Source organism: Paenibacillus beijingensis, from assembly GCF_000961095.1.
Classification (GTDB): domain Bacteria; phylum Bacillota; class Bacilli; order Paenibacillales; family Paenibacillaceae; genus Paenibacillus_O; species Paenibacillus_O beijingensis.
The window spans coordinates 2,140,959-2,164,388 of record NZ_CP011058.1 but is presented as its reverse complement, the minus strand read 5'-3'; the positions used below and the strand labels follow the sequence as shown (position 1 = coordinate 2,164,388).

At 53.2% G+C, this 23,430-nt stretch carries 23 protein-coding genes; 13 read left to right on the top strand and 10 right to left on the bottom strand.

Features of this window, described 5'->3' with window-relative positions; genetic code table 11:
• Window positions 1–48 precede the first annotated feature (48 nt).
• The 4 genes from VN24_RS09635 to VN24_RS09620 are packed head-to-tail and all read left to right on the top strand — an operon-like array spanning window position 49 to window position 3,818.
• Entirely contained in the window at window positions 49–1,035 is a 987-nt protein-coding gene (locus tag VN24_RS09635) for a branched-chain amino acid ABC transporter permease (protein WP_045670236.1), read from the top strand.
• Between the two features lie 10 nt (window positions 1,036–1,045).
• A complete protein-coding gene (locus VN24_RS09630; protein ID WP_045670235.1) occupies window positions 1,046–2,338 on the top strand; it encodes a branched-chain amino acid ABC transporter permease in 1,293 nt (430 codons plus the stop codon).
• The gene (locus VN24_RS09625; protein ID WP_045670234.1) at window positions 2,335–3,117 is read left to right on the top strand and encodes an ABC transporter ATP-binding protein; all 783 of its coding nucleotides are present in this window, start codon (window positions 2,335–2,337) and stop codon (window positions 3,115–3,117) included. Before VN24_RS09630 ends, VN24_RS09625 begins: the two co-directional genes overlap by 4 nt.
• Complete coding sequence (locus VN24_RS09620) at window positions 3,114–3,818, top strand: ABC transporter ATP-binding protein (protein ID WP_045670233.1); 705 nt, start codon at window positions 3,114–3,116, stop codon at window positions 3,816–3,818. Before VN24_RS09625 ends, VN24_RS09620 begins: the two co-directional genes overlap by 4 nt.
• Before the next feature lie 191 nt (window positions 3,819–4,009).
• On the opposite strand, the gene VN24_RS09615 is transcribed toward VN24_RS09620, so the two are convergent.
• Window positions 4,010–4,918, bottom strand: a complete 909-nt coding sequence (locus tag VN24_RS09615) for a DMT family transporter (RefSeq protein ID WP_045670232.1) — start codon at window positions 4,916–4,918, stop codon at window positions 4,010–4,012.
• Window positions 4,919–5,089: 171 nt separating this feature from the next.
• Here VN24_RS09615 and VN24_RS09610 point away from each other — a divergent pair, with 171 nt between their 5' ends.
• From VN24_RS09610 to VN24_RS09575, 8 genes are all read left to right on the top strand, one after another.
• Entirely contained in the window at window positions 5,090–6,349 is a 1,260-nt protein-coding gene (locus VN24_RS09610; RefSeq protein WP_045670231.1) for a M20/M25/M40 family metallo-hydrolase, read from the top strand.
• 222 nt (window positions 6,350–6,571) lie between these two features.
• A complete protein-coding gene (locus VN24_RS09605) occupies window positions 6,572–7,594 on the top strand; it encodes a LacI family DNA-binding transcriptional regulator (RefSeq protein ID WP_052702879.1) in 1,023 nt (340 codons plus the stop codon).
• 246 nt (window positions 7,595–7,840) lie between these two features.
• Entirely contained in the window at window positions 7,841–9,199 is a 1,359-nt protein-coding gene (locus VN24_RS09600) for an extracellular solute-binding protein (RefSeq protein ID WP_045670230.1), read from the top strand.
• A gap of 54 nt (window positions 9,200–9,253) precedes the next feature.
• The gene (locus VN24_RS09595; protein WP_045670229.1) at window positions 9,254–10,183 is read left to right on the top strand and encodes a carbohydrate ABC transporter permease; all 930 of its coding nucleotides are present in this window, start codon (window positions 9,254–9,256) and stop codon (window positions 10,181–10,183) included.
• A gap of 6 nt (window positions 10,184–10,189) precedes the next feature.
• Window positions 10,190–11,023, top strand: coding sequence for a carbohydrate ABC transporter permease (locus tag VN24_RS09590; RefSeq protein ID WP_045670228.1), 834 nt, complete (start codon window positions 10,190–10,192; stop codon window positions 11,021–11,023).
• Window positions 11,024–11,052: 29 nt separating this feature from the next.
• Window positions 11,053–11,865, top strand: coding sequence for a carbon-nitrogen hydrolase family protein (locus VN24_RS09585; protein ID WP_045673148.1), 813 nt, complete (start codon window positions 11,053–11,055; stop codon window positions 11,863–11,865).
• Window positions 11,866–11,893: 28 nt separating this feature from the next.
• Window positions 11,894–13,243, top strand: a complete 1,350-nt coding sequence (locus VN24_RS09580) for a hypothetical protein (protein WP_045670227.1) — start codon at window positions 11,894–11,896, stop codon at window positions 13,241–13,243.
• Window positions 13,240–13,869: a glycoside hydrolase family 125 protein gene (locus tag VN24_RS09575; RefSeq protein ID WP_045670226.1), complete on the top strand. Its 630-nt coding sequence runs from the start codon at window positions 13,240–13,242 to the stop codon at window positions 13,867–13,869. Before VN24_RS09580 ends, VN24_RS09575 begins: the two co-directional genes overlap by 4 nt.
• A 215-nt stretch (window positions 13,870–14,084) precedes the next feature.
• On the opposite strand, the gene VN24_RS09570 is transcribed toward VN24_RS09575, so the two are convergent.
• Window positions 14,085–14,606, bottom strand: coding sequence for a DJ-1/PfpI family protein (locus VN24_RS09570; protein ID WP_045670225.1), 522 nt, complete (start codon window positions 14,604–14,606; stop codon window positions 14,085–14,087).
• 142 nt (window positions 14,607–14,748) lie between these two features.
• Here VN24_RS09570 and VN24_RS09565 point away from each other — a divergent pair, with 142 nt between their 5' ends.
• Window positions 14,749–15,132: a winged helix-turn-helix transcriptional regulator gene (locus VN24_RS09565; protein WP_045670224.1), complete on the top strand. Its 384-nt coding sequence runs from the start codon at window positions 14,749–14,751 to the stop codon at window positions 15,130–15,132.
• A gap of 184 nt (window positions 15,133–15,316) precedes the next feature.
• Here the strand turns inward: VN24_RS09565 and VN24_RS09560 are convergent, their stop codons facing one another.
• The 8 genes from VN24_RS09560 to VN24_RS09525 all read right to left on the bottom strand — a co-directional run bounded on the left by VN24_RS09560 (window position 15,317) and on the right by VN24_RS09525 (window position 23,407).
• Complete coding sequence (locus VN24_RS09560) at window positions 15,317–15,706, bottom strand: VOC family protein (protein ID WP_045670223.1); 390 nt, start codon at window positions 15,704–15,706, stop codon at window positions 15,317–15,319.
• A gap of 15 nt (window positions 15,707–15,721) precedes the next feature.
• Window positions 15,722–16,510 (bottom strand): SDR family oxidoreductase, encoded by a 789-nt coding sequence (locus VN24_RS09555; protein ID WP_045670222.1) that lies wholly within the window; start codon window positions 16,508–16,510, stop codon window positions 15,722–15,724.
• 64 nt (window positions 16,511–16,574) lie between these two features.
• Window positions 16,575–17,459, bottom strand: coding sequence for a dihydrodipicolinate synthase family protein (locus VN24_RS09550; RefSeq protein ID WP_045670221.1), 885 nt, complete (start codon window positions 17,457–17,459; stop codon window positions 16,575–16,577).
• A gap of 56 nt (window positions 17,460–17,515) precedes the next feature.
• The gene (locus tag VN24_RS09545) at window positions 17,516–18,880 is read right to left on the bottom strand and encodes a dihydroorotase (protein WP_045670220.1); all 1,365 of its coding nucleotides are present in this window, start codon (window positions 18,878–18,880) and stop codon (window positions 17,516–17,518) included.
• A gap of 26 nt (window positions 18,881–18,906) precedes the next feature.
• Entirely contained in the window at window positions 18,907–19,869 is a 963-nt protein-coding gene (locus VN24_RS09540) for an ABC transporter ATP-binding protein (protein WP_045670219.1), read from the bottom strand.
• Window positions 19,866–20,843, bottom strand: coding sequence for an ABC transporter ATP-binding protein (locus VN24_RS09535; RefSeq protein ID WP_045670218.1), 978 nt, complete (start codon window positions 20,841–20,843; stop codon window positions 19,866–19,868). The genes VN24_RS09540 and VN24_RS09535 overlap by 4 nt, the downstream gene beginning before the upstream one ends.
• Before the next feature lie 44 nt (window positions 20,844–20,887).
• Window positions 20,888–22,483, bottom strand: a complete 1,596-nt coding sequence (locus tag VN24_RS09530) for an ABC transporter substrate-binding protein (protein ID WP_045670217.1) — start codon at window positions 22,481–22,483, stop codon at window positions 20,888–20,890.
• A gap of 39 nt (window positions 22,484–22,522) precedes the next feature.
• Window positions 22,523–23,407 (bottom strand): ABC transporter permease, encoded by an 885-nt coding sequence (locus VN24_RS09525; protein ID WP_045673147.1) that lies wholly within the window; start codon window positions 23,405–23,407, stop codon window positions 22,523–22,525.
• Window positions 23,408–23,430 lie beyond the last annotated feature (23 nt).

The following is a 23,430-nucleotide window of genomic DNA, read 5'->3' as shown; positions in this document are numbered from 1 at the left end:
TGCTTAATGTACCTCTTTTGCCATTTTTATCAATGAAGGGGTTATGCCATGTTCTCCAGCATTATCCAGACGCTGCCTCAGGTATTGATCGACGGCATTACGCTAGGCGCCGTCTATGCCGTCATCGCAATCGGCTACACGATGGTCTACGGAATACTGGAGCTGATCAACTTCGCTCATGGCGAAATATTTATGACGGGCGCGTTTGTCGGCACCTCCACGCTGCTTCTCTTTAAGTCCGCGGGTTGGCTGGGCAGTATGCCGGGCTGGATCGTTTATATCTTTCTGCTCGTTTCGGCGATGCTGATCACGGGGATACTGGGCGTCGGAATCGAACGGATCGCGTACCGGCCGCTAAGAAGAGCGCCTAAATTGATTTCGCTCATATCTGCGATCGGGGTATCGTTCCTGCTGCAGGACCTGGTCCGGTTTATCGCCGAATTGAAAACGGGCAATTACATTGTCAGCGCCCCGACGCTGTACAATCAGAATCTAAAACTGGGAACCTCTTCCGTTTGGGGGAGCTTTGGCGACGGGTTTCTGAAAATGAACACGATCATTGTAATTGCGGTCGCCATTCTTCTGATGGTCGGCTTGGATCTGTTCATCAAGCGCTCCAAATGGGGCGTTGCGATGCGGGCCGTTGCGCAGGACCGGGAAACGGCATCGCTGATGTCCATTAATGTCAACAAGGTCATTGCGCTCACGTTTTTTATCGGGTCCGCGCTCGGCGGCGCGACAGGCGTCCTGTTCGCCCAGCAGTACGGAACGATCGATCCCTTCATCGGCTACGTCCTCGGCATTAAAGCGTTTACGGCGGCCGTTCTGGGGGGCATCGGAAATATCCGCGGAGCCATGTTCGGCGGGCTCGTGCTCGGAGTGCTGGAAATGTTCGCCTCCGCTAATCTCGGGATCATTTCGGGCGGCAGTTTCGGCGGGGAGTATAAAGACGTGTTCGCGTTTGCGATTTTGATTCTCGTCTTGATCTTTAAACCCGAAGGAATGTTCGGCAAAGCGGTCAAAGAGAAAGTGTAGGTGAACATTGATGAATAAGATGAAAACAGCGCTGAAGCAAAGCCGGTTCACCCAAGCGGCGGTTTTGGCTTTATTTGTCATTATTACCGCTCTGGGCGTTTATTTGATGAACCGGTCGGTCGTTGCGTTTTTGCTACTCCTCAGTTCGTTGCTGCTTCTTTATTATACGTCGTTTCCCATTCGGATAAAGTGGGCGATTGCCGCGGTCCTGCTTTTGGTCGTCATTCCGTTTGCCACGTCGGGCGGCAGCTCCCACGAATCGTATATGGAGGTCGCAACCCAATGCGGCATTTATATTGCGATGGCGCTTGGGCTTAACATCGTGGTCGGATTTGCCGGGCTTCTCGATCTGGGGTTCGTCGCCTTTTTTGCCGTAGGGGCGTATACGTATGCGATTTTTTCCACGCCGCAGGCAACGAATATTTTTAAAGCCGGCTGGCTGCCGCTTTCCGGATCGTACTTTTGGCTGTTTATATTTCTCGGGGGATTTATGGCCGCGTTGTTCGGCATTCTGCTCGGCCTTCCGGTGCTTCGGGTCAAAGGGGATTACCTGGCGATCGTGACGCTCGGTTTCGGGGAGATCATCCGCATTATTTTCAACAACCTGGACAAACCGGTTAACATTACGAACGGGGCGATGGGAATAGCGTCCATTAAGCCTCCCGATCTGTTCGGTTATCAGTTTACGTTTCCGCACCAATTTTATTTTATCGTGCTCGCGATCCTGGCCATCGTGCTTTTTGGCGTGAAGAGGGTGGAGCATTCCCGGATGGGACGCTCCTGGAAGGCGATCCGGGATAACGAAATTGCGGCGCAGGCGATGGGCATCCCGCTGATCCGCACCAAATTGACCGCTTTTGCGGTAGGGGCGTCTTTTTCCGGGATGATGGGAGCCGTCTTTGCCGCCAAACAAACGTTTGTCGATCCGACGAGCTTCACGTATCTCGAATCGGTCACGATTCTCGTTATGGTTATTCTCGGCGGGATGGGCAGCGTGCCGGGGGTTATTCTCGGGGCAAGCGTTATTACGATCCTCAACCTGCAGGTTCTGACCGAAATTACGAGCTGGCTCAATCAATTGACGCAGCAGGGCGTCATCCAAATTCCGAACGCGCTGTCTCCGTCGAAAATGCAGCGGTTTATATTCGGCGCCGTGCTGATTCTGATGACGATCTTCAGGCCGAACGGCTTGATAGCCGCCAAAAACCGCCGTGTGAACATCGGTGAGATCAAAGCGCATCGTTCTGCGGACGCGATTCCATTGCAGGAGGCGAAGGTGCACAGCGGGGGTACGGTCAAATGAGCATGCTGACAGTAACGAAATTAACGAAACGTTTCGGTGGACTGATCGCCGTAAACGGCGTTGACTTTGCGTTTCCGAAAGGAACGATCTCCGCGGTCATCGGACCGAACGGCGCCGGCAAAACGACCTTTTTCAATATGATTACGGGAATCTATACGCCCGATGACGGCCAAATCGAGCTGGATGGCAAATCGATCGTGAACGTAAAGCCGGACCGCATTACGGGTATGGGCATCGCGCGCACGTTTCAAAATATCCGGCTGTTCGCAACGATGACCGTTCTGGAAAACGTGATGGTCGGCATGCATATTCATTTGAAAGCCGGAGTATTAGGCTCGCTGCTTCACCTGCCGCGAATCCGTCATGAGGAGAATACGGCAATGGAGGAAGCTTACCGCTTATTGGAATATGTAGGGCTCGAAAAAATGCTCAATGAACAGGCGGGCAGTCTTCCTTACGGCGCTCAAAGGCGGCTGGAAATCGCCCGGGCGCTTGCAACGAGACCGAAGGTGCTGCTGCTGGACGAGCCTGCCGCAGGCATGAATCCGCGCGAAACGGTGGAGCTGACCACGCTCATTAAACGGATTCAGCGGGAGCTCGACATTACGGTCATACTGATCGAGCATGATATGAAGCTGGTTATGGAGCTGTCGGAGCATATTTTGGTGCTCGATTACGGCACGAAGATCGCGGAAGGCAATCCGGACGAAATCCGCAACAACCCGCGCGTTATTGAAGCTTATTTGGGCAAAAGCGCCGCAAAAGAGGTGATTTCATGAGCTTGCTGCAGCTGCGTCAGGTTCACGCATATTACGGCCGGATTGAAGCGCTCAAGGGGGTATCGCTAACGGTTAACGAAGGGGAGATCGTCTCGCTCATCGGCTCGAACGGAGCGGGTAAGTCCACCACGTTGAAAGCGATCTGCGGGCAAGTGAAAATTCAAGGCTCCGTCATCTTCGGCGGAAAAGATATATCGGCCCAGCCTCCCCACCGGACGGCGTTAGAGGGGATTGCGCACGTTCCCGAGGGCAGGCGCATCTTTCCGCGGCTGACCGTCAAGGAAAATCTGGAGATGGGCGCTTTCTCCGTCAAAGATAAAAAAAAGGTGAAGGAAAGAACGGAACGGGCGTTTTCATATTTTCCGCGTCTTAAGGAACGGTATCATCAGCCCGGGGGAACGATGAGCGGCGGGGAGCAGCAGATGCTGGCTATTGCGCGGGCGCTCATGATGCAGCCGAAGATTTTGCTGCTCGACGAGCCGTCGATGGGACTGGCTCCGATTCTGGTCGACCAAATTTTCGATATTATTCAAGAGCTGAACCGCGGAGGAATGACCATTCTGCTCGTGGAGCAAAATGCGTACCAGGCGCTGCAAATCGCGCACCGCGGCTATGTCATTCAGACCGGAGACATTTTGATGGAGGACGAAGCGCGTTCGCTGCTTGCCAACGATCAGGTCAAGGAGGCTTATTTGGCTTAATCGTGCGCCTGAACGTTTGTATGGGATCATGGCTTCTCTATTCTTTTCCGCAGCTTTCATGAAGCCGAATTGATTAAGAGCGTGCTTATTGCCCATTAAGGGGATAGCGCGCTCTTTTCGGTATAGGCTCAAAAGAATCTTTCCGGTTCGTACGCGAATGGATTCTCGGATGGGACGGGGGTGTTCACGGCCTATGCTCTTGATGCTTCCTCGGCACGCCGTCCCATCCATGTCGCCACCAAGATACAGATGCCGCCGACCCATCCGACTGCGGTTACCGTTTCCTGGCCGAGCGTAATGCCGAACAAGGCGGCGAATAACGGCTCCGTTCCAAGCAGGAGGCCGACCCGCGCGGGCGAAGAGCGCCGGATAAAGGTTAGCTGGACGTAGAAAGCGTAAATGGTGCAAAATACGGCCAAGTAGAGAAGGGATGCCCAAACTTCCGGCGAGGGCAGCTTCATCTGGGTCGGCGGATATTTCAGGAACGATACGATTCCGGTACATAAGGCGACAATGCCAAGTTGAACGAACGTGAGCAGCGCGTTGTCCGTTTTTTTTCCATCGGTCAGCTTCTTGGAGAAAATCATAAAGAGGGCTCTGACAACTGCGGCCGACAAAATGAACAGATCTCCGATATTGAACGAATAACCCGTTTTTAACGTCAGCATCCCCGTTCCGACGAAAGATAAAAGAACCGCTCCGAGCACCAGCATATTCGGAAGCCGGCGGCTTAGCAATGCTTCGATGACGGGCACGAACACGATGCACAGGCTGATGAGAAACCCGGCATTGGTAGCGGTCGTATAAGCGATGCCGAGCGTCTCAAGCGAGAAGATAAGGGATAGAAAGAGGCCGAAGATTGCTCCCGTCTTGAGCGTCTCGGGCGTAAAAGACTTTAGCTTCCCCCATACGGCCGGAAGCAGGAGCAGCATGCTTAATGTAAAGCGGAAGAACAGGAACAGGAACAACGGATAAATCAGGATGACTTTTTGGGCGGTAATAAAGCTTGATCCCCAAAATACCGCAACCAATAAGACGGCTGCATCGGCGAGCCATTGGGACCGGGCGGTTGATGGCGCGGAATTTGGCTGAACGCTCATGGTGGAGCTCCTTTCAATGAACGAAACTAAAAATAGCTAAATCATAACCGTTCTGGATTGTTTTGTAAATAAAAATAACTCGTAAAATCGTAAACAAAAAATAGATGTTCTTTCATCCGTAATTTCAGTACGATAAAAGATGCGGAAACTTATTCGGACTTGGAGGTCGCCATGCTATTCAAAGAGCAATATGAAGAAATTGCCGCGATTGCGCGCACGATCTTTGAAAACCCGGAACTGGGCTATAAAGAAGTGAAGACACGGCAGACCGTCATCGATTTTCTGACCAAAACGAATCCGGACATCGAGCTGGAGACGTTCAGCACGACCGGGCTCAAAGCGTCTCTTGGAAGCGGGTCGGGGCTGAATATCGCCTTCATCGCCGAGCTGGACGCGGTTTATGCGCCTTCGCACTGGTGCGCCGACAGCGAGACGGGAGCCGCCCACAATTGCGGCCATTATTCGCAGGTTGCGATTGCCTTGGCGCTGTATCGGTATTTGGTTGTTACGGAGCGGTACCGGGCGTTCGATTACAAGCTGACGTTTATTTTCGTGCCGGCTGAAGAATATTTGGACTTGGCGTATCGAGATGAGCTGCTTGCAAACAAGCAAATCTCCTACTACGGCGGTAAGCCGGAAGCGATGAAGCTTGGAGTGTTCGACGATATCGATATCGGCATTTGCGTTCACTCGATGGGCGGACAGTACCCGGAGCGAACGATTGAGACCAATTGCGATTTGGCCGGTTTTTTATACAAAAGATACACGTTTCAAGGAAAAACGACGCACGCCGGCTTCGATCCTTTTTCCGCTGTGAATGCCTACAGCATATCCACGTTGTTCAATGTTGCGCTCGGACTGAGCCGTCAGCAGCTCAAAGACTCGGAGAAGGTGCGGATCAATCCGATCGTGATGGAGTCGGATATGTCGACCAACGTTATTCCAAGCCGCGTAACTGTTGGCACCGACTTGCGGACGCATACGGTCGACTATATGAAAGAAGTCGCCGTGAAGATGGACGATGCGGCCAAAGGCAGCGCGCTGGCGCTGCAGGGAACGGTAGCCGTCCAAACGCAAATGGGCTATTTGCCTTTCGTCCAGAACCGCTATTTGTCCGAATTCGTCATGGAGGCGTTTCATGAGAACGGGGAGATTACCGCCATCCGCAACGAATCGTCCGTCAGCGCGGCGGGAGATGTCGGCGACTTGTCATTTATGATTCCCTGCATTCAAATCGGGTACAGCGGCTTTGCGGGCACGATTCACGGCAACGACTTCAAAGATGACGACCCGGAATATATCTACGAAGTGTTCCCGCGTTTCCTTTCCGAGGTGCTGGAGAGGATGAACGGGCGCATCGACAAGAGCAAGCTGTACAAGCGATCGTACGAGGTGTACCAGCAGCTGATCTCATCCATTAGCGAGAAATAGAAAAAGGCAGCGGACGACAAATAAGCTTCGATCTCAGCGTTGTTGGCTGGTCGAAGCTTGATCGTCTGCGGTTTCGTCTGCTCATGCTGTTGGATCCGAATCCGCATTTATGTCAGTTTATTTAACACGAATAGAAAAAAACTATTGCAAATGGTTCGTAAATTATCTATGATTAAGTTAATCAAAATTCAGAAAACGTTTTCGAAAATGAGGGATCGCACAATGGCTAACATAAGGGATATCGCCAAAGCTGCTGGAGTATCGGTATCCACCGTTTCCAAAGCGTTGAACGGGTATTCGGATGTAAAGAAAAAGACGCGGGAACTGGTTCTCAATGTCGCGAAAGAATTGGATTATTTGCCGAACGTGATGGCGCGCGGGCTCATTACGAAAAAATCGAACACGATCGGCATCTTTTTCGGCGATCAGCAAAACTCGGGCTTCGACTACCCTTTTTTCAGCGACTTGATCCGTTCCATCAAAGATACGGCGGGCGCGGCGGGTTACGATATTTTAATCTTTGCCAACCAGAAGCGGAGCACATCCAGCTACAAGACGATCTGCTACGAAAAGGGTGTGGACGGCGTTATTCTGATCCTCACCGGCGATCAGCGCGCGGATGAAAATATCCGCGAGCTGCACGAAAGTCTCCCGACCGTCTACATCGACAGCGTTTCGCACAAATTCAACAACGTCAATTTTGTCGAGTCCGATAATTTGACAGCCGCGGCCGAAGCGGTCGAACATCTGATTCAGCTTGGTCATACGAAAATTTTGAAGCTGGCCGGCGACGATGTCGCCAAGGCGTCGTACGACCGGGTGGAAGGCTACAAGAAAGCTCTGCAAAAGCACGGGCTTGAAGTCAACAACGATTTGATTGTGTACGGCGAGTTTTCGAAGGAAAAGGCCTACCAGTTGACCAAGCGGGCGTTCTCCAAGCATAACGGAATTACGGCCGTATTTTCCTCCAGCGATATGATGGCCTTCGGCGCGATCGAAGCGCTCCGAGATTTGGGGCTGCGCGTTCCCGAAGATATCGCGGTCGTAGGCTTCGATGATCTCGACCAGTCCCGCCTATTCGACCCTCCGCTTACTACCGTACACCAACAGCGTTATAAGATGGGAGAAACCGCTGCAAAGATATTGCTCCAACTGATCGACAATGAAAACGGAATAACGCAAAATGCCAGAATTCCAGCCAGCCTGATCATCCGGGAAAGCTGCGGAATGAAACGAAGGAATTAATGCCTTCCTTTTTTTCGGAATATTTTCTAAAACGTTTTAGAAATAATTGATCCGAATAAGAAGCTTCCTGCCCGATATTCGCCGCTTCCTTGTTCGTTCAATATAGAAGAAATAGGGAAAAATAAGTCAATTGCGAGAGAAACCGTAGGGGGGGATGGCGCAAAATTGGTTTATTTTTTGCAAAATTACAAAAACGTTTTAGAGAAAAAGAGGAATCCCCGTTAAAAAATAGGAGGAGAGACGACGATGAAAAAGTTTCAACTGTTGATGCTTGTAGCTGTAATGGCGATTCTGACGATTCTGGCGGGCTGCGGCGGCAAAAACTCCAGTTCCGGCGCTTCCGAAGCGCAAGAAGCGCAAGGGGAAAACAGCGCGGGAAACGCCGAACCGACGGAAATCTCAGTCATTAACCAGGACCGCTGGGCTCCTTATGTTGAAAAAGCGGTGAAAATCTGGAACGAAAAAAATCCCGACCGGCCGGTGAAGCTCAACCAGCTCGTCCTCGGCTACCCGCAGCTGCGTCAAAAAATAACAACGGCGGCGGCAGCGGGACAAGCGCCGGACTTCTCCTTGATCGATTCCGTATGGGTGGCGGAATTCGCGAACGCGGGCTACCTGAAATCGCTGGATTCCATTGATCCGGATTGGGTCGAGAACGACTTCAAGAAAGATTTTTATCCGGTATTCGTTACCGGCGATTCCTATGAGGGAAAACCTTACGCCATCCGTTCGCAAACCGATATGGCACTGATCTGGTACCGCAAAGACTGGTTCCAGCAGGAAGGCATTCAGCCGCCGAAAACGTATGATGAGTTGATGGCGGCAGCGAAACATTTTGCACAGAAAGACGCCCAGGGCAAATACGGGAACACGCAAGGAATCGCGTTTCCGGCCGGATCGAAGGCGGGAGAAACGACGACGGCACTACTGATACCTTTCTTCTGGTCGAGCGGCGCCGATGTGTTCAAAGACAACAAGGTCGTATTAAACAGTCCGGAATCGAAAGCTGCGGTTCAATTTCTCGTGGATACGGTCAATGAGAAGGCGTCGACGAAGGAAGTCATCTCTTACGAATGGGACCGTGCACCGAAATTGCTGGCTACGGGGAAAGTGGCGCTCACCGTCGGGGGCAGCTATGAATACGCGATTATTAAAAACACTTCCGGCTGGAGCGACGACGAAATGAAAGAGAAGCTCGGTTTCGTGCCGATTCCTGCAGGCGGCAGCGGCAAAGTGGCGACATCCGCAGGCGGTATGGACTATGTCGTTTACAGCCAATCCAAGCATCCGGATCTCGCCTTGGAAATTTTGAAAATCGTTACGGGCCCCGAGCTGATGAAGGAATTCGTAGTGGACACCGCCCAGAACTCGCCGCGCATTTCGGTAACGAAAGGGCTGGATAAACAGAAGGACTGGTTCCTCAGCGAGACGGGAGACATTTTGTACAACGCTCAAGTCCGTCCGATTACGCCGCAATATGCGCAAGTGTCGGAACAAATCCAGAAGATGATTGAGAGTACGGTAGCGGGAAAAACGCCTGTCGATGAAGCGGTTGCCGAAGCGGCCAAAGCGATCAGCGACGTTACCGGACTGCCACAGCAATAGGTTGACGTGGGGATGCTCGGTCATCCCCGATTCTTTTTCAAAGGCGGTGGGACGATGGAACGAACATTGGCGATCAAGACCCGTCATGCGGCCGGTACCCGCAAGCGGAGCAAGAAATGGGCCAAATCAGTTCCTTTTTTATTGATGCTTCCGGCACTCGCGGTAATGGGACTGTTCGCATTGTTTCCGGTTATCAATGCGTTTCGTCTTAGTTTATTCGATAAGCAGCTGCTTGTCCCGGGTGAGACGTTTATCGGATTAAAGCATTATTCGCAGCTGCTTTCCAGCGATGAATTTAGGAATGCCATACGCGTATCGATTCTGTATGTAGGCGGTTCAGTGCTGCTGCAATTTATCGTCGGGCTTGCGCTCGCCACGCTGCTGTCCGTTCATGGAATTAAAGGAAAGCGATTTTTTAGAACGGCGTTTATTATTCCTTACACGCTTTCCGAACTCGTTGTTTCGTTAATCTGGCTGCAAATGCTGGACTCCGAATTCGGGATCATCAATTATTTCGTTACCTTGTTCGGAGCCGATCCGCAAAACTGGCTCTTTGACTGGGCGCTACCCGCCGTCATCGTGGCGAACGTCTGGTGGGGAAGCACGTTCTCGCTCTTGATGCTGGAAGCGGCGATGCAGGGTATCCCGAAAGAGCTTTATGAAGCGGCTGAAGTGGACGGCGCCACCTCCATCGGCAAATTCATTCATATTACACTGCCTTCCATCCGGTACGTGTCGCTGTTGAACTTGATCATGATTACGCTGTATACGATCAACTCGTTCGGCATTATTTTTGTATTGACGGCGGGAGGGCCGGTAGGCAGCACGGATGTGATCGGGATGTATATGTGGCGGGATGCGTTCCAGAACATGGACCTCGGGATGGGTTCGACGATCTCAACGCTGATCTTCGCAGTGAATATTATCATAACGCTCATTTATATCCGCCTGTTCGGCTTGAACACGTTGAAGGAAGGAGCGTAGAGGGCGATGGCGAACCGGAAAAAATTGCTTGGCATCTATGCGGTCATGAGCGTCGTCGTTGTGGCGGTCGCATTTCCCGTCATTTGGATGTTCATCATGTCGATCAAGTCGGCCGATGAGCTGTACCAGTTTCCGCCTACGATATGGCCGGAGAATCTGGAAATCGGCAACTATACGAAAGCATTGATCGAAGCCGGCATCGATAAAGGCTTGTTCAACAGCCTCGTTCTTGCGGCCGGAACGGTGCTTGTCAGCGTCGCATTCAGCATACCCGCCGCTTATGCGCTCGCGAAATACGATTTTAAAGGAAAAACGATTCTCCTGCTTGCCATCCTGGCGACGCAGCTCATTCCCGGCATGGCGGCGATCGTTCCTTTGTTCGATATTTTGCAGCGGTTGCATTTGGTCAACACGTTCAGCGGCTTAGTCCTTATTTATACGGCACGAACGCTGCCGCTCAACATCTGGATTTTGAAAGGCTTCTTTCAATCGGTTCCGAACGATTTGATCGAATCGGCGATGGTGGACGGAAGCTCCAAGCTCGTATCCTTGTACCGGGTCGCTCTTCCGCTCGCTTTGCCGGGCATCGGCGCGGCCGCCATGTTTACGTTCATCCAAACTTGGACCGATTTTATTCTGCCGTTAACAATGCTGTTTAACGAAGAGAAGTTCCCGTTCAGCGTCATGCTGTATAAATTCGTCGGCGATCCGATTATGGGAACGAACTACGGCGTCCTGTTTGCCGCGGCTTCCATCGGAACGATACCGACCTTGATGATCTTTATTCTTCTGCAGCGCTTCTTTGTACAGGGGCTGACCGCAGGCGGCGTGAAAGGCTAACGATGCAATAGATGACGGAGGAAACGAAAATGACAGAGCTCAAAATCGCGATAGCGCAAACCGACAGCAAAATAATGGACAAAGAGCACAATGTGCAAAAAGCGGAACAAATTTTGGACCGGATCGGCGGCGAAGCCGATGTCGTCTGTTTTCCGGAGCTGTTCACGACCGGCTATAACTTCGACATCATCGGCGATGCCTATTACGAGCTGGCGGAAACGATACCGGGCCCGACCGTGGAACGGCTCACGGCTAAAGCCAAGCAATATGGAATTGCCGTCCTCGGCACGATCGTGGAAAAAGACGGGGAACAGGAAGGCGTGTTGTACGATACGACCTTTGTGATCAACGAAAAAGGGGAGTATTCGGGCAAGTACCGCAAAGCGCATCTGTACCCGACCGAGCATCGATATTTTCGCAGCGGCTCGGATTTCCCGGTGTTTGACATTTGCGGGGTGAAAGCGGGTGTCGCGATCTGCTACGATCACGGCTTCGGGGAAATGTTCCGGATCATGGCTTTGAAAGGAGCCCAGGTAATCTTTATTCCTTCGGCCATTCCGAAAAATTTCGAATACTTGCTCGATTTGCGCACGAGGGCGCGCGCCCAGGACAATCAACTGTTCACGGTTGCCGTCAACCGGGTCGGCGCGGAAGATGACGTGGTCTACTGTGGAAACAGCAAAATCGTCAATCCCCGCGGCGAGGTGATTCATCAGGCGGGGGATGGGGAAGAAGTGCTAATCGGCACGATCGATCTGTCCGAAATTACGCAGGAGCGTAAGCAGGAAATGATTCTGCGCAGCAGAAGACCGGAACTATACGGGAAATTGATGAAAGCTTAAACCAAAGCGGTTGATTGGAGGCATTCGGTTGTCTGTTCAAGTACAGCAGTTTATAAGCCTACGCGATGCAAAAAACAAGAAACCGCTGGATACGGGGTGCGGGACGTTATCCGCCAGCATCGGACGCGACGGCTTGATCCGTTCCGTCAATCACTTCCATCCGCGCCATGGTTTCATCACATTGACCACAATCGAACAATTTCCGAACGATAAATGGTATGACAGCGGATATGTTCGTCAATATCGCAGACGCCTGACCGGGCAGCAGCAAAGTTCGGACGGATTCAACGGGTTTGGAATCGGTCCGCAAGATTTCAATCCGGAGCAAGAGATCTCCTTCGTCGAAAACCGTTATCCTTCCTTCCGTTATCGAAAGGAAGGCATTGAAGTGGGCAATTTATTCATGGCCGTGAACAACGATGGGAAGAGCGGCTTCATTCAGCATCTGGAGATTACGAATCACAGCGGCAAGCCGGCTTCGATTCCACTCGTCGTGGGCGGCAGCTTCAGTTTGCACCGGTCCAGCTACGGACAACTGACGGAAGGCGGTCCGATTCTCGTTCCGCCCACGGAACTTGAACTGATTGTTAGCGGAAATTGTATTACAGTGAAGAACCGGAATTTGCCGGCCAAGGCGAGCCTCATGTTCTTCGATGGGAACGGACCGCTGTTATTGGAGCCGACGACACAATCGGCGTCCGAACCGATCCCGTACCGGCACGAGCCGGAATTGATATTGAGAAGCGGGGAAACCCGAAAGCTGACGATGGTCTGTCTGATCTCGGTCGATGATGCGGAAGCGGGTACCGGCTTTACCGCTGCTGATTTGTCTTCGTGGATCAACAAAGCTTCAGAAGAAATGCCGGTTATGAAGCGTGAAGATGGTTTCGATTGGGACACGTTTATTGTGCAGCGAAACATCGACTACATAATGTCATGCTGCTCTATTCCGGCGGGTGAAGATGCCGTATGCGTCATTACCGATCATCAGCTGCTGCCGCTATCCTGGAACCGCGACGCTTATTATATGATACGGCTGCTGTTCGAATCGGAGAAGCGTGCGAACCTCTTATATGAGCCATCGTACATCCCGTTATTTAAAGATCGGGTACAGCGGATCATTAAAGGCCATTTGCGCTGGATGTTCGAGCTGGCGGACCGCCCGAACCGCTATTGGGGCCGCGCTTACTTGACGAACGGCTTCTGCAAGGACAGCGTGTTCCAATTGGATCAGCAATGTTATCCACTGCTTGAGCTTTGCGATTATTATGAACGGTTCGGGGATCAGGAGACGGTGGAACGGCTGCTGCCGAAAGTGAATGAAATTTTGGCGATGATCCTTGAGCACAAAAATACGGGGAAAAATGGCTCTTCTTGACAGGAGAGACGCCGGCTGACGATGAAGTCGAATATCCGTACCATTTTTCAAGCAACGTACTCGTCTGGCATACGCTCATATCGCTGGCGAAGCTGAACAAATCGGTTGCGTTTACGGCATTGAATTTGCCGGAAATGGCCCGGCGGGTCAAACAGGACACCCTGGATTGTTTCGTTACGGTGCATCAAGGTCGGCAATTGTTTGCGTATCTTTCCGATTTGAAAGGGAATTTTCAGCTTTATCACGATGCGAACGATCTGCCGACGGTCTATGCCCCGGTTTGGAGATTTTGCGGTGCGGACGACCCGGCATGGATTCAAACGATGGAGTTTGCGTTTACGGAAGACAATAAAGGCGGCTATTACGGCGGTATTTATGGCGGACTTGGTTCCGTGCATACGCCCCATCCGTGGCCGCTCGGAGACGGACAGGAGCTGCTGTACAGCTTGCTCGTTCGGGACAAAGGCCGCGAGCAACTGGTCCGGCGCAAGCTGGAGGAAATCGTTCAGTGGGACGGGCTTTTTTCCGAGGCGATTGATGAGCATACGGGCGCGATCGAGTCGCGGCACTGGTTTTCATGGCCGGGCGCGTTTATCTCTTCGGTGTTATTGCAGTCGCTTGAGTAGCGAAAGATCGGCTTAAACCAAAAAACCTTCCCGCGTATCCTTCGGATCGAAAGATATTCGGGAAGGTTTTTTTGCCGGGTGGGAAGCTCAATCATTTTTCCAAATATCCATCAAAGGACCTTCGCTTCCAAAGACCGGATCGGTATCCGGCCGGGCGACATGTTTGATGTTATCTCGCAGCTTGTCGATGCTGCCGCAAAGAGCGCTCCAAGCCGTCAGCTTAACGCCTTTACAAGGCTTTCTCCGAACTGCTGCGCGCCGTCGGGACCGTCGCCTGTAATGATGTCATCGTGCGCCACGACGTGCTGGCTGCCGGCATATTCCACATTCCGTGCCTGGAGCTCGTTGATTTGGGAGTCTACCGGGTAACAAGCGGCCGGGCGTCCGGAGAGAAGGCCAGTCTGAGCGACCGCAACGGAGCCGGCGCAGATGCCGGTAACGAGAACCTTTTGCTCGTAGGCTTGCTTCAGGTAGTCGATCAGCTGCTCGTTGCCCCACAAATAATCCGGCGTACCGGAGCCGCCAATGACTGAAACGGCATCGTAATCGGCGGCGGGAACCTCGGAGAACAGTGCCTCTGCCACAGCGGTTCCTTTATTGTCGCCTGTAATTTCGCCTTTGTTCAGGCTGGAGATGGTAACTTCAATGCCTGCATTTTCTAGAATCCCTTTCGGAATAAACAATTCGTCGTCGTTAAATCGATCTGGGGGGACGATGAATAATACTTTTTTGCCCATAGCAGATGTGCCTCCTTGAACCGAATCATTTATTTTTTGGAACAATTCGAATTATACTGAAGAGGAAGAATGCCGTGAAGAATGCACTTTTTTGTGCGGAGGTTACGAAAAAGTAACGGACTTCAAATGGAGGATTTGGCGAATGACCGATATATTAAGGAGCGAGATTCAAGAAAAAATCAAGAACGGCGATTACAACTGCGAAAAAGAATTGACGTTGTCCGTCATTAGCGGCAAGTGGAAGGTTGTCATTTTGTGGCATTTGGGCGTCGAAGGCGCGCACCGGTTCAGCGATCTACAGCGGCTTTTTCCAAAAATATCGCATAAGATGCTGACGAACCAGCTGCGCGAGCTGATGGAGGACGGCATCGTTCACCGTGAAGTTTATCCTGAAGTGCCGCCGAAGGTGGAGTATTCGATGACCGAGGTGGGGATGACGCTGCTGCCGATTGTTGAGATGATGTATGAATGGGGCAAGCAGCGGATTGAGACGTTCAAGGAAGCGAAAAAGAACAACATGCTGTGAAGCGGGGATGAACGTGTTGCTGAGACGAAACGGCGAAAGGGCTGGAGCGGATTGCAGGCGGGGGAATTGCGCCAATTGAATTCCCGGCATCGATCGTGGGGGCGAGGAGGAAGGGGCATTCGGACTGGCACATAAGGGAAGAGGCCGTCCCGCTCTCCGGGAACAGCCTCTCAATGCGTACGAATCAAGCTTTGGCAGGCTCCACGAACTGCAGCAGTTCGCCGCTCGGGCCGCTGAAAAAGATCGTTTTGGCTCCGTCGATGGCCGTGTTCGGCTCGGCAGAGTGGAACACGACGCCTTTGGCCGCGTAATACGGAATCGCTTCCGCGATACGATCTACGGTAAAGGCGAGATGATTGACAATGCCTTTGTCCGAATAATCGCCCAAAGGAATCAGATCGCGAATCAATTCAATTTCGAACCCGGGCTGCCCGGGATGCTTCAGGAACGTCATCTCTCTTCTGGCGTTGGTGCCGGTTGCCCGTACCACAAATCCGAACATTTCCGTGTAGTATTGAACGGACTGTTCCATGTTTTGAACGATAATGGCCACATGCTCGACTTTTCGGATCATTCGAACCCTTCTCCCCTACAAACTTTTGATCATTCCGCCGTCCACCAGCACGGCGCTGCCCGTCATATAGGATGCGGCGTCCGATGCCAGGAAAGCGACCACCTTGCCGAATTCCTCCGGGTTGCCGTAGCGTCCGAGTGGAATCGTCTTCTTCGAGTCGGCCTCCACTTGTTCGACCGGCACGCCTGCTTGCTGCGCCTTGATCTCGTCGAGCGACTTGACGCGATCCGTTGCAATCCGTCCCGGCGCCACCGTATGCACCAGAATGTTGTATGGAGCGAGCTCCATCGACAGCGTCTTGGCCATCCCCAGCACTCCGAGGCGGAACGTATTGGAGAGCAAGAGGCCCGGGATCGGCTGTTTGATGGAGGAAGACGTCAAGTTGATGATCTTGCCGCTGCGCTGCTCTTTCATGTACGGCAGCGCTTCGCGAATGAGACGGATATAGCTGAGCAGCGTCAATTCGAATGCCTTAACCCAGTCTTCATCCGTGAATTTCTCGAACGTACCCGCCGGAGGTCCGCCGGCATTGTTAACCAGAATATCGATCGTTCCGAACTGTCTGACCGTTGTTTGAATCGCTGCCTTCAGCTGCTCCGGCTTCGTAATATCGCACAGCACGTATTCCACTTTGCCTGCTGCCGCTTGCTCCAGTACAGCTTTGGCCAGCTTCAATTCTTCCTCGTCGCGGCCGGAAAGCATCACGTTCGCGCCTTCCTTGGCCAATTCCAGCGCGCTGGCCTTTCCCAGCCCTTTGCTCGAGGCAGCGACAAAAACCGCTTTGCCTTTCAAATTCAAGTCCATGTTTATTCTCCCACAAATGTCAGTCGTTGTACAAGCTCAATCGTTATCCGAATCTTACCGCAGGTCATTCCAGTCCAAGGAAAGCGATCATATCCTGCAGCTCCTGCATCGTTTGCGGGTCAACGGGCGTTCCGGGGAACCGCACATGGGAGCTTTCAATCGCTTTGCGCAGCTTGAAGGTCTCTTTGCGAATCGTCACGCCGCCGATTCCAAGCTGCGCTTCGAAACGAACGAGCGGCAGGTAGCGGTAGAAGTATGCTCTCGCTTCCTGCTTTTTGCCAGCTTGGAACAGATCGTAGGTGTTCACGAGAATTTCCGGATAGGCGAAGCCCGTCATAATGCCGACCGCCCCCCGTTCCAGCTCCTCGTAGAAATACATCCCGCCGAGTCCGCCGAAGATGCGGAGGTTCGTCAGCTTCAGGATGCTCGTGATTTTGATCGTCGTCGGCGCTTCTTCCAGCTTGACGTACTTGATCTGCGGCACGTTCTCCGCCAGCCTCGCGATAAACGGGGCGCTCAAACGAACGCCCGTCGTAACCGGCTCGTCCTGCAGCACGATCGGAATCGAGATTTTCTCCGCCACGTTTGCAAAATAACGAAGCAGCATATCTTCGTTCTTCAGATTGGCGGGAGGCGCAACCATGACGGCTGCAGCTCCGGCTTCTTCCGCTTTCTTGGCAAGTTCGCCCGCCAAATCGCTGCCCGGAGCCGAGCAGCCGACAATAACCGGCACCCGTCCGTTCGTCTGACGCAAGACGATATCCATAACCCGGTAACGCTCGCTCTCCGACAGCTTGTGCGCCTCGCCCATAATGCCCAGAATTGTCATCCCGTGAACACCGGAATGAATATAAAAGTCCGTCAATTTGCGCAGGCTCTCTTCATCCAGACGGCCGTCGTCGTGGAAAGGAGTCAGCGTAATGACGCAAAGACCGTACAAGTCGCTCACTTGGAAACCTCCATTGCATTAAAATAAATCGAATAAAAGGATACGCAAACCGAAGATCATTTTTTCGTGCTGGCCGAGCCTGCTACGAATTGCCCGAAGCCCGGCTTCTGAACCACTTCACTGCCGTCATAGACGGTACAGCCGCGTATCATCGTATGAATAACCTTCCCTTGCACCTTCTGGCCGTGGAAAGGCGTAATTTTCGCTTTCGTCCGGAACTTCTGCTCGTCAATCACCCAATGCGCGCGGGGATCGATCACCGTAAAGTCCGCATCGTAACCGGGAGCGATTCGGCCTTTGCCCTCGATCCCGAACAGTTCGGCCGGATGCTGCGACAGCAGCTGCGCATATTGCACCGGCGTCATCTCTCCCTTCGCCACACCGCGGTCAAAGATCAGGGAAGCCATAATTTCCAATCCGGGAAGTCCCGGCGCCGCTTTGAAAATATTGTCCTTGCCCGCATTCTTCTTGCTCTTGTCCCATGGAACATGGTCGGACGTAATCATGTTAAACGCGCCTGCCTTGACATACTCCCACATCCGCTTCGCATCTTCCGGATCACGCAGCGGAGGATTCATCTTCGCCTTTGTGCCTAGCTGCTCCAGATCGCTGACATCCTTCAAAATGTACGGGTAACATGTTTCCGCCGTTACCTGGACGCCCTGCCGCTGGAACGAGCCGATCAGTTCGATCGTCCGGGGATGGCTGACGTGGACGATATGCAGCTTCGCCCGGGTCCAGTAGGCCATCTCCATCAGCTTGAGCACCTCGATCGATTCGCTGACCGGAGGCCGGGTCTCCATGTGCGCCCGGGGCGCCACTTTGCCTTCCTTTGTATATTCCTCGATCATATGCCCGATAATCTCGCCGTTCTCGGCATGGAACGCGACCATAAGTCCTGTCCCGCCGGCCAGATGCAGCGCCTGAAGCACTTCATGATCCGGAATGCGCGGAAAGCGGTAAGGGTCCGCTTCAAAGGTGGAGAGCTTGAACGCGATCGCGCCGGCTTCGGCCAGCGGGACGATCTGCTGGGCGCCTCCTTTGGCCACGGTGGCCCACAATCCGACATCGACAATGGCTTCCTTCTCGAGCAGCGCCACTTTGTCCTTGAAGCGTTCTGCGCTGGTGATCGGATCGGGCGAGTCGTAAGGCATATCGAGAATGGTCGTGAATCCGCCTGCGGCCGCCGAAGCCGTATTGTTGATGAAGCCTTCTTCGGGGTTCGTATAACAATGCACATGGGCATCGATTAAGCCGGGAAAAATATAGGCGTCGCCAAAGTCCAGCGTGCGCGCACCCTTCAGCGTACCCTGATCGGAAGAGATCGTCTCGATGACTCCGTCATTGATGCCCAGCTCGCCCGTTACCGCGCCGTTTTCAAGCACCAAACATCCTTTTACGACAAGCTGGTAAGTGCTCACTTTTTCTTTTCTCCTTCGGGATAAACTCAGTATAATAGACAAGCTACGCCTCGACCCGGAGACACTTCCTTCCACTCGGGCGTGACCGATTTGCACTCCGGCCGGGCCGACGGGCAGCGCGAATGGAAGGCGCAGCCGGAAGGAGGATTTTGCGGATTCGGTACGTCTCCGCTCAGAATAATTCTCTCCCGCTTGGCTTCCGGATCCGGCAGCGGCAGTGCCGAGATCAGTGCTTTCGTATAAGGATGAAGCGGCTCGGCAAACAATTCATCCGTAGGAGCCAGTTCGACCAGCCGGCCCAAGTACATGACGCCGACGCGGTCGCTGATGAATTTCACGACGGAGAGGTCATGCGAGATGAACATATAGGTCAGTGAATATTGCTCCTGCAAATCCTCCATCAGGTTCAATACCTGAGCCCGTATGGACACGTCCAGCGCGGATACGGGTTCGTCGCATACGACGAATTGCGGTTTGAGCGCCAGCGCGCGGGCAATGCCGATCCGCTGCCGTTGGCCGCCCGAGAACTCATGCGGGAAACGGTCGGCATGGTAAGGGGAGAGGCCGACCACCTGCATCAATTGTTCGACCCGTTCCTTCAATTCGGGAGCCGAAAGCTTCTCGTAGAGCCGGAAGGGCTCTTCTAATATTTTTTGAATCGTCCACCGCGGATCAAGCGATGCGTACGGGTCCTGGAATACGATTTGCATTTTCGTACGGAACCGGCGCATCTGCTCGGGATTCAGCTTGCGAATGTCTTCCTGCTCGAACAGAATCTCGCCGTCGGTCGGTTCAATCAGCCGCAGGATCGAACGGCCCATCGTCGATTTCCCGCAGCCGGATTCTCCGACAATTGCCAGCGTTTCCCCGGTTTCAATGCTCAGGGAAACGCCGTCAACAGCTTTGACAACCGCACCGGTCCTGCCGAAAAATCCTTTGCGGACGGGATAATGCTTCTTCAGGTTGCGCACTTCAAGTAAGACGCTCATTGCTCTCCCTCCCGATATAGGATGCAGCTGCATTTATGCCCTTTATCAACCTCAAGCAGAGCAGGCTGAGCTTCAAGGCACGCATCTGTTCGATAGGCACAGCGCGGTGCAAACCGGCAGCCGGACGGCATATTCCCCGGGGTCGGCACGCTGCCGACAATGGGCTCGAGGCGCTTCTTCTCCCCGGCCAATTGAGGCAGAGAACCTAGAAGTCCTTTCGTGTAAGGATGGAGAGGATGCTTGAACAGCATCCCCACCTCCGCCTCCTCCACCACTTGTCCGGCATACATGACGACAACCCGCTGGCACGTTTCCGCCACAACGCCGAGATCATGAGTAATCAGCATAATAGCCGTTTCTTGCTCGTGCTGCAGTTCCCGCATGAGCTCAAGAATTTGCGCCTGGATCGTGACATCGAGCGCGGTCGTCGGTTCGTCGGCAATCAGCACTTCGGGATTGCAGGCCATCGCCATCGAAATCATCACGCGCTGCCGCATTCCGCCCGACAGCTGATGGGGATATTCCTGCGCAATTTGCTCGGGGCGGGGGATGCCGACTTTCTTCAGCATCCCGACCGCTTGGCTCCACGCTTCTTTTTTGCTGATGTTCTTATGGAAGCGAAGCGCTTCGCTGATTTGGTTCCCGATTTTGAAAACCGGATTCAAGGACGTCATCGGTTCCTGAAAAATCATCGCAATCCGGTTGCCGCGGACTTGCCGCATTTCCTTCGCGGACAGAGAGAGCAGGCTTTGATCGCGGAAGCGGATATCTCCGCCTGCAATGCGGCTTTGCCCTTTCGGAAGCAATCCCATAATCGACATGGAGGTCACGCTTTTGCCGCACCCGGATTCACCGACGACACCCAATGTTTCGCCCTTGTTCAACACAAGATCGACTCCGTCAACGACGCGTACAGGTCCGTTGCCGGTAAGAAATTCTGTCTTTAAATCCTTTACTTCAAGCAAGGCGCTCATCGGCTAACCTCCCTGTGGAATTCTCGGATGATTGACGGCGGCTGTTACGCCTTGTCCAGGTCGGCGAAACGAATGAATTCGTCCGGATAGAACTTGTAGCCCGTAACGTTGTTGCTGACGCCGACGATCCGGTTGTATTGGTACAGGTACAGCCAAGGCGCATCCGCCGTAATGATCTTCTGGGCTTGGTGATACAGCGCCATCCGTTTCGTTTCATCTCTTTCATCATTCGCCTGCTGCAGCAGCTGGTCTACTGTCGGGTTGTTGTAGCCGTGGTAGTTGCCCGTTCCCTTGCTGTCCATCAGCAATCCCAAGTGCCAGCTCGGATCGTACACCATGGAAGTCCATCTGGAGATATAAGCGTCCATCGTCCTTTGTTTTTGCATTTCCAGGAATTGCGGACGGGCAACGTTTTTGATGTTCATATTGACGCCGATTTTCGCGAAGGATGCTTGCAGCAGAATGGCATCGTCATCCCAGTCCGGGTAGCCCGAACCAACAGTTAGGTCGAAGTTGAATCCGTTCGGAAAGCCGGCTTCGGTCAGAAGTTGCTTCGCTTTGTCCAGATCGTAGCGATATTCGTACCCCTCGTCCGTGGAGCCCGGCGTGTTGCTCGGTACGGAGCTTCTCATCGGACGCGCTTCATTAAACATCACGTCCTCAATCAGCTGATCGTAAGGTACGGCGTAAGAGAGCGCTTGACGTACTTTCGGGTTGGTAAAAGGCTCTTTATTCATGTTCATCGCCAGGAACAAGATCCGGTTGCTGCTGTTGGAGTGAACCGTCAGGTTCGTCGCGGACTTAAGGTCCTTCAAGTCTTTCGGCGGCAGTTCAATCGATACGTCGATGTCGCCGTTCTTCAGCAGCATGAGGCGGTTGGATGCTTCTTTAATGTACTTCATCGTAATTTGATCAATCTTAGGAGCGCCCGCCCAGTAGTTTTTGTTCGCTTTGAAAATAACTTCGCTCGACGGATCCCATTTCTCGATGATGTACGGACCGGAACCGACGGCATGGTCGTTGACGTAGGCATCGCCTTTTTCTTGAACGAGCTTGTCGTCGAGGATGGAGAACCAATACATGGCGAGCATTTGCAGCAGTTTCGGATTCGCTTTTTTCAGCTTCAGGACGATAGTCTTGTCATCTTGAACCGTGATGCTCTCAATTTGCGTCAAGCCGTATGTGAAACCGCCCGTTGCGGAATCTCTCATGCGCTCCAGAGAGAATTTGACCGAATTGGCCGTAACCGGGTTGCCGCTTTGGAAGCTCGCATTGTCTTGCAATTGGAACGTGTAGGTCAAGCCGTCTTCGGAGATCGTCCAGCTCTTCGCCAGCATTGGCTTCAGTCCGAAAGCTTTGGCTGCATCGCCGTCCCCCGGACTGACTTCGTAACCGATCAGCCGGTCATAAGCGTTGACGGCCAAAATGTCGGACGTCGCGTTAACGGGGTCAAGCGTGCTTGCAACGGCTTGCCAAGCGACAGTGAGCGTTTTGGAACCGGCGCTGTTGTCTCCGCTGCCGCTGTTCGCACTGCCGGTACTGCTTGAAGGAGTTGCTGCATCATTGCTCTTGCCGGAGGAACAACCGACCAGCGATAAAACCAATACGACTGCCCAAAATCCTGCCCACCACTTCTTCATTGTTTTTCTCTCCTCATCTGTTGTCGGATTTTCCCGAATCTATCGCTTCGCGCCGCTGCTGGTTCTGAGCCGCGGATCAAGTACGTCCCGCAGACCGTCGCCAATGAGATTGAAGCCCAAAATGGATGTTGCAATGGCCAGCCCGGGGAACGAAACAATCCACCATTCGCCCGAGACGATGTATCGCCGGCCTTCCGATATCATAGCCCCCCACTCCGCAGTAGGCGGCTTCACGCCCAGCCCGAGGAAGTTCAAGCTGGAGGAGATCAGAATGGCGAAACCGATGCCCAGCGTCGCTCTTACGATAAGGGGAGCGAGCGCATTGGGAAGGATATGGCGGAACAAAATAACCGAATTTTTCAAACCGATCGCCCGGCCCGCTTCAACGAACTCCTTTTCCCGCAGAAGCATCGTCTGCCCGTACATGAGCCGGACATATTCCGGAATGCCGACGACGCTTACCGCGATCATGGCGCTCGTCAATCCCGGCCCGATCGAAGCGGCGATCGCCATCGCGAGCACCAGAGCAGGGAAGGCCAGGAACATGTCCATGACACGCATGACGACATTGCCGAGAACGCCGCCGTAGTAGCCTGCGATCGCGCCGAGAACGGTTCCTACGCAGAAAGAGATTGCGACAGCCGCGACGCCGGACCAGATCGTGTACTTGGCGCCGTATGCAATACGGGTAAATATATCCCGGCCGAAGTTGTCCGTTCCGAACCAGTGCGATGCGCTCGGAGGCATAAGCTTGTTCGCCACATCCGGTTCGATAGGAGAGTAGGGGGTAATCAGCGGCGCCAGCAGAGCCAGGGCAATCCAAACGACAATGAGCAGCAGTCCGATCACGGACAGGCGATTGCGGAGGAGCAATCGGGTAAAGCCTGCCGGCTTGCGCCGCTGTTCCCCGGATGACTCGGCCATCGAGGCGGAAGCTATTGTTTTCT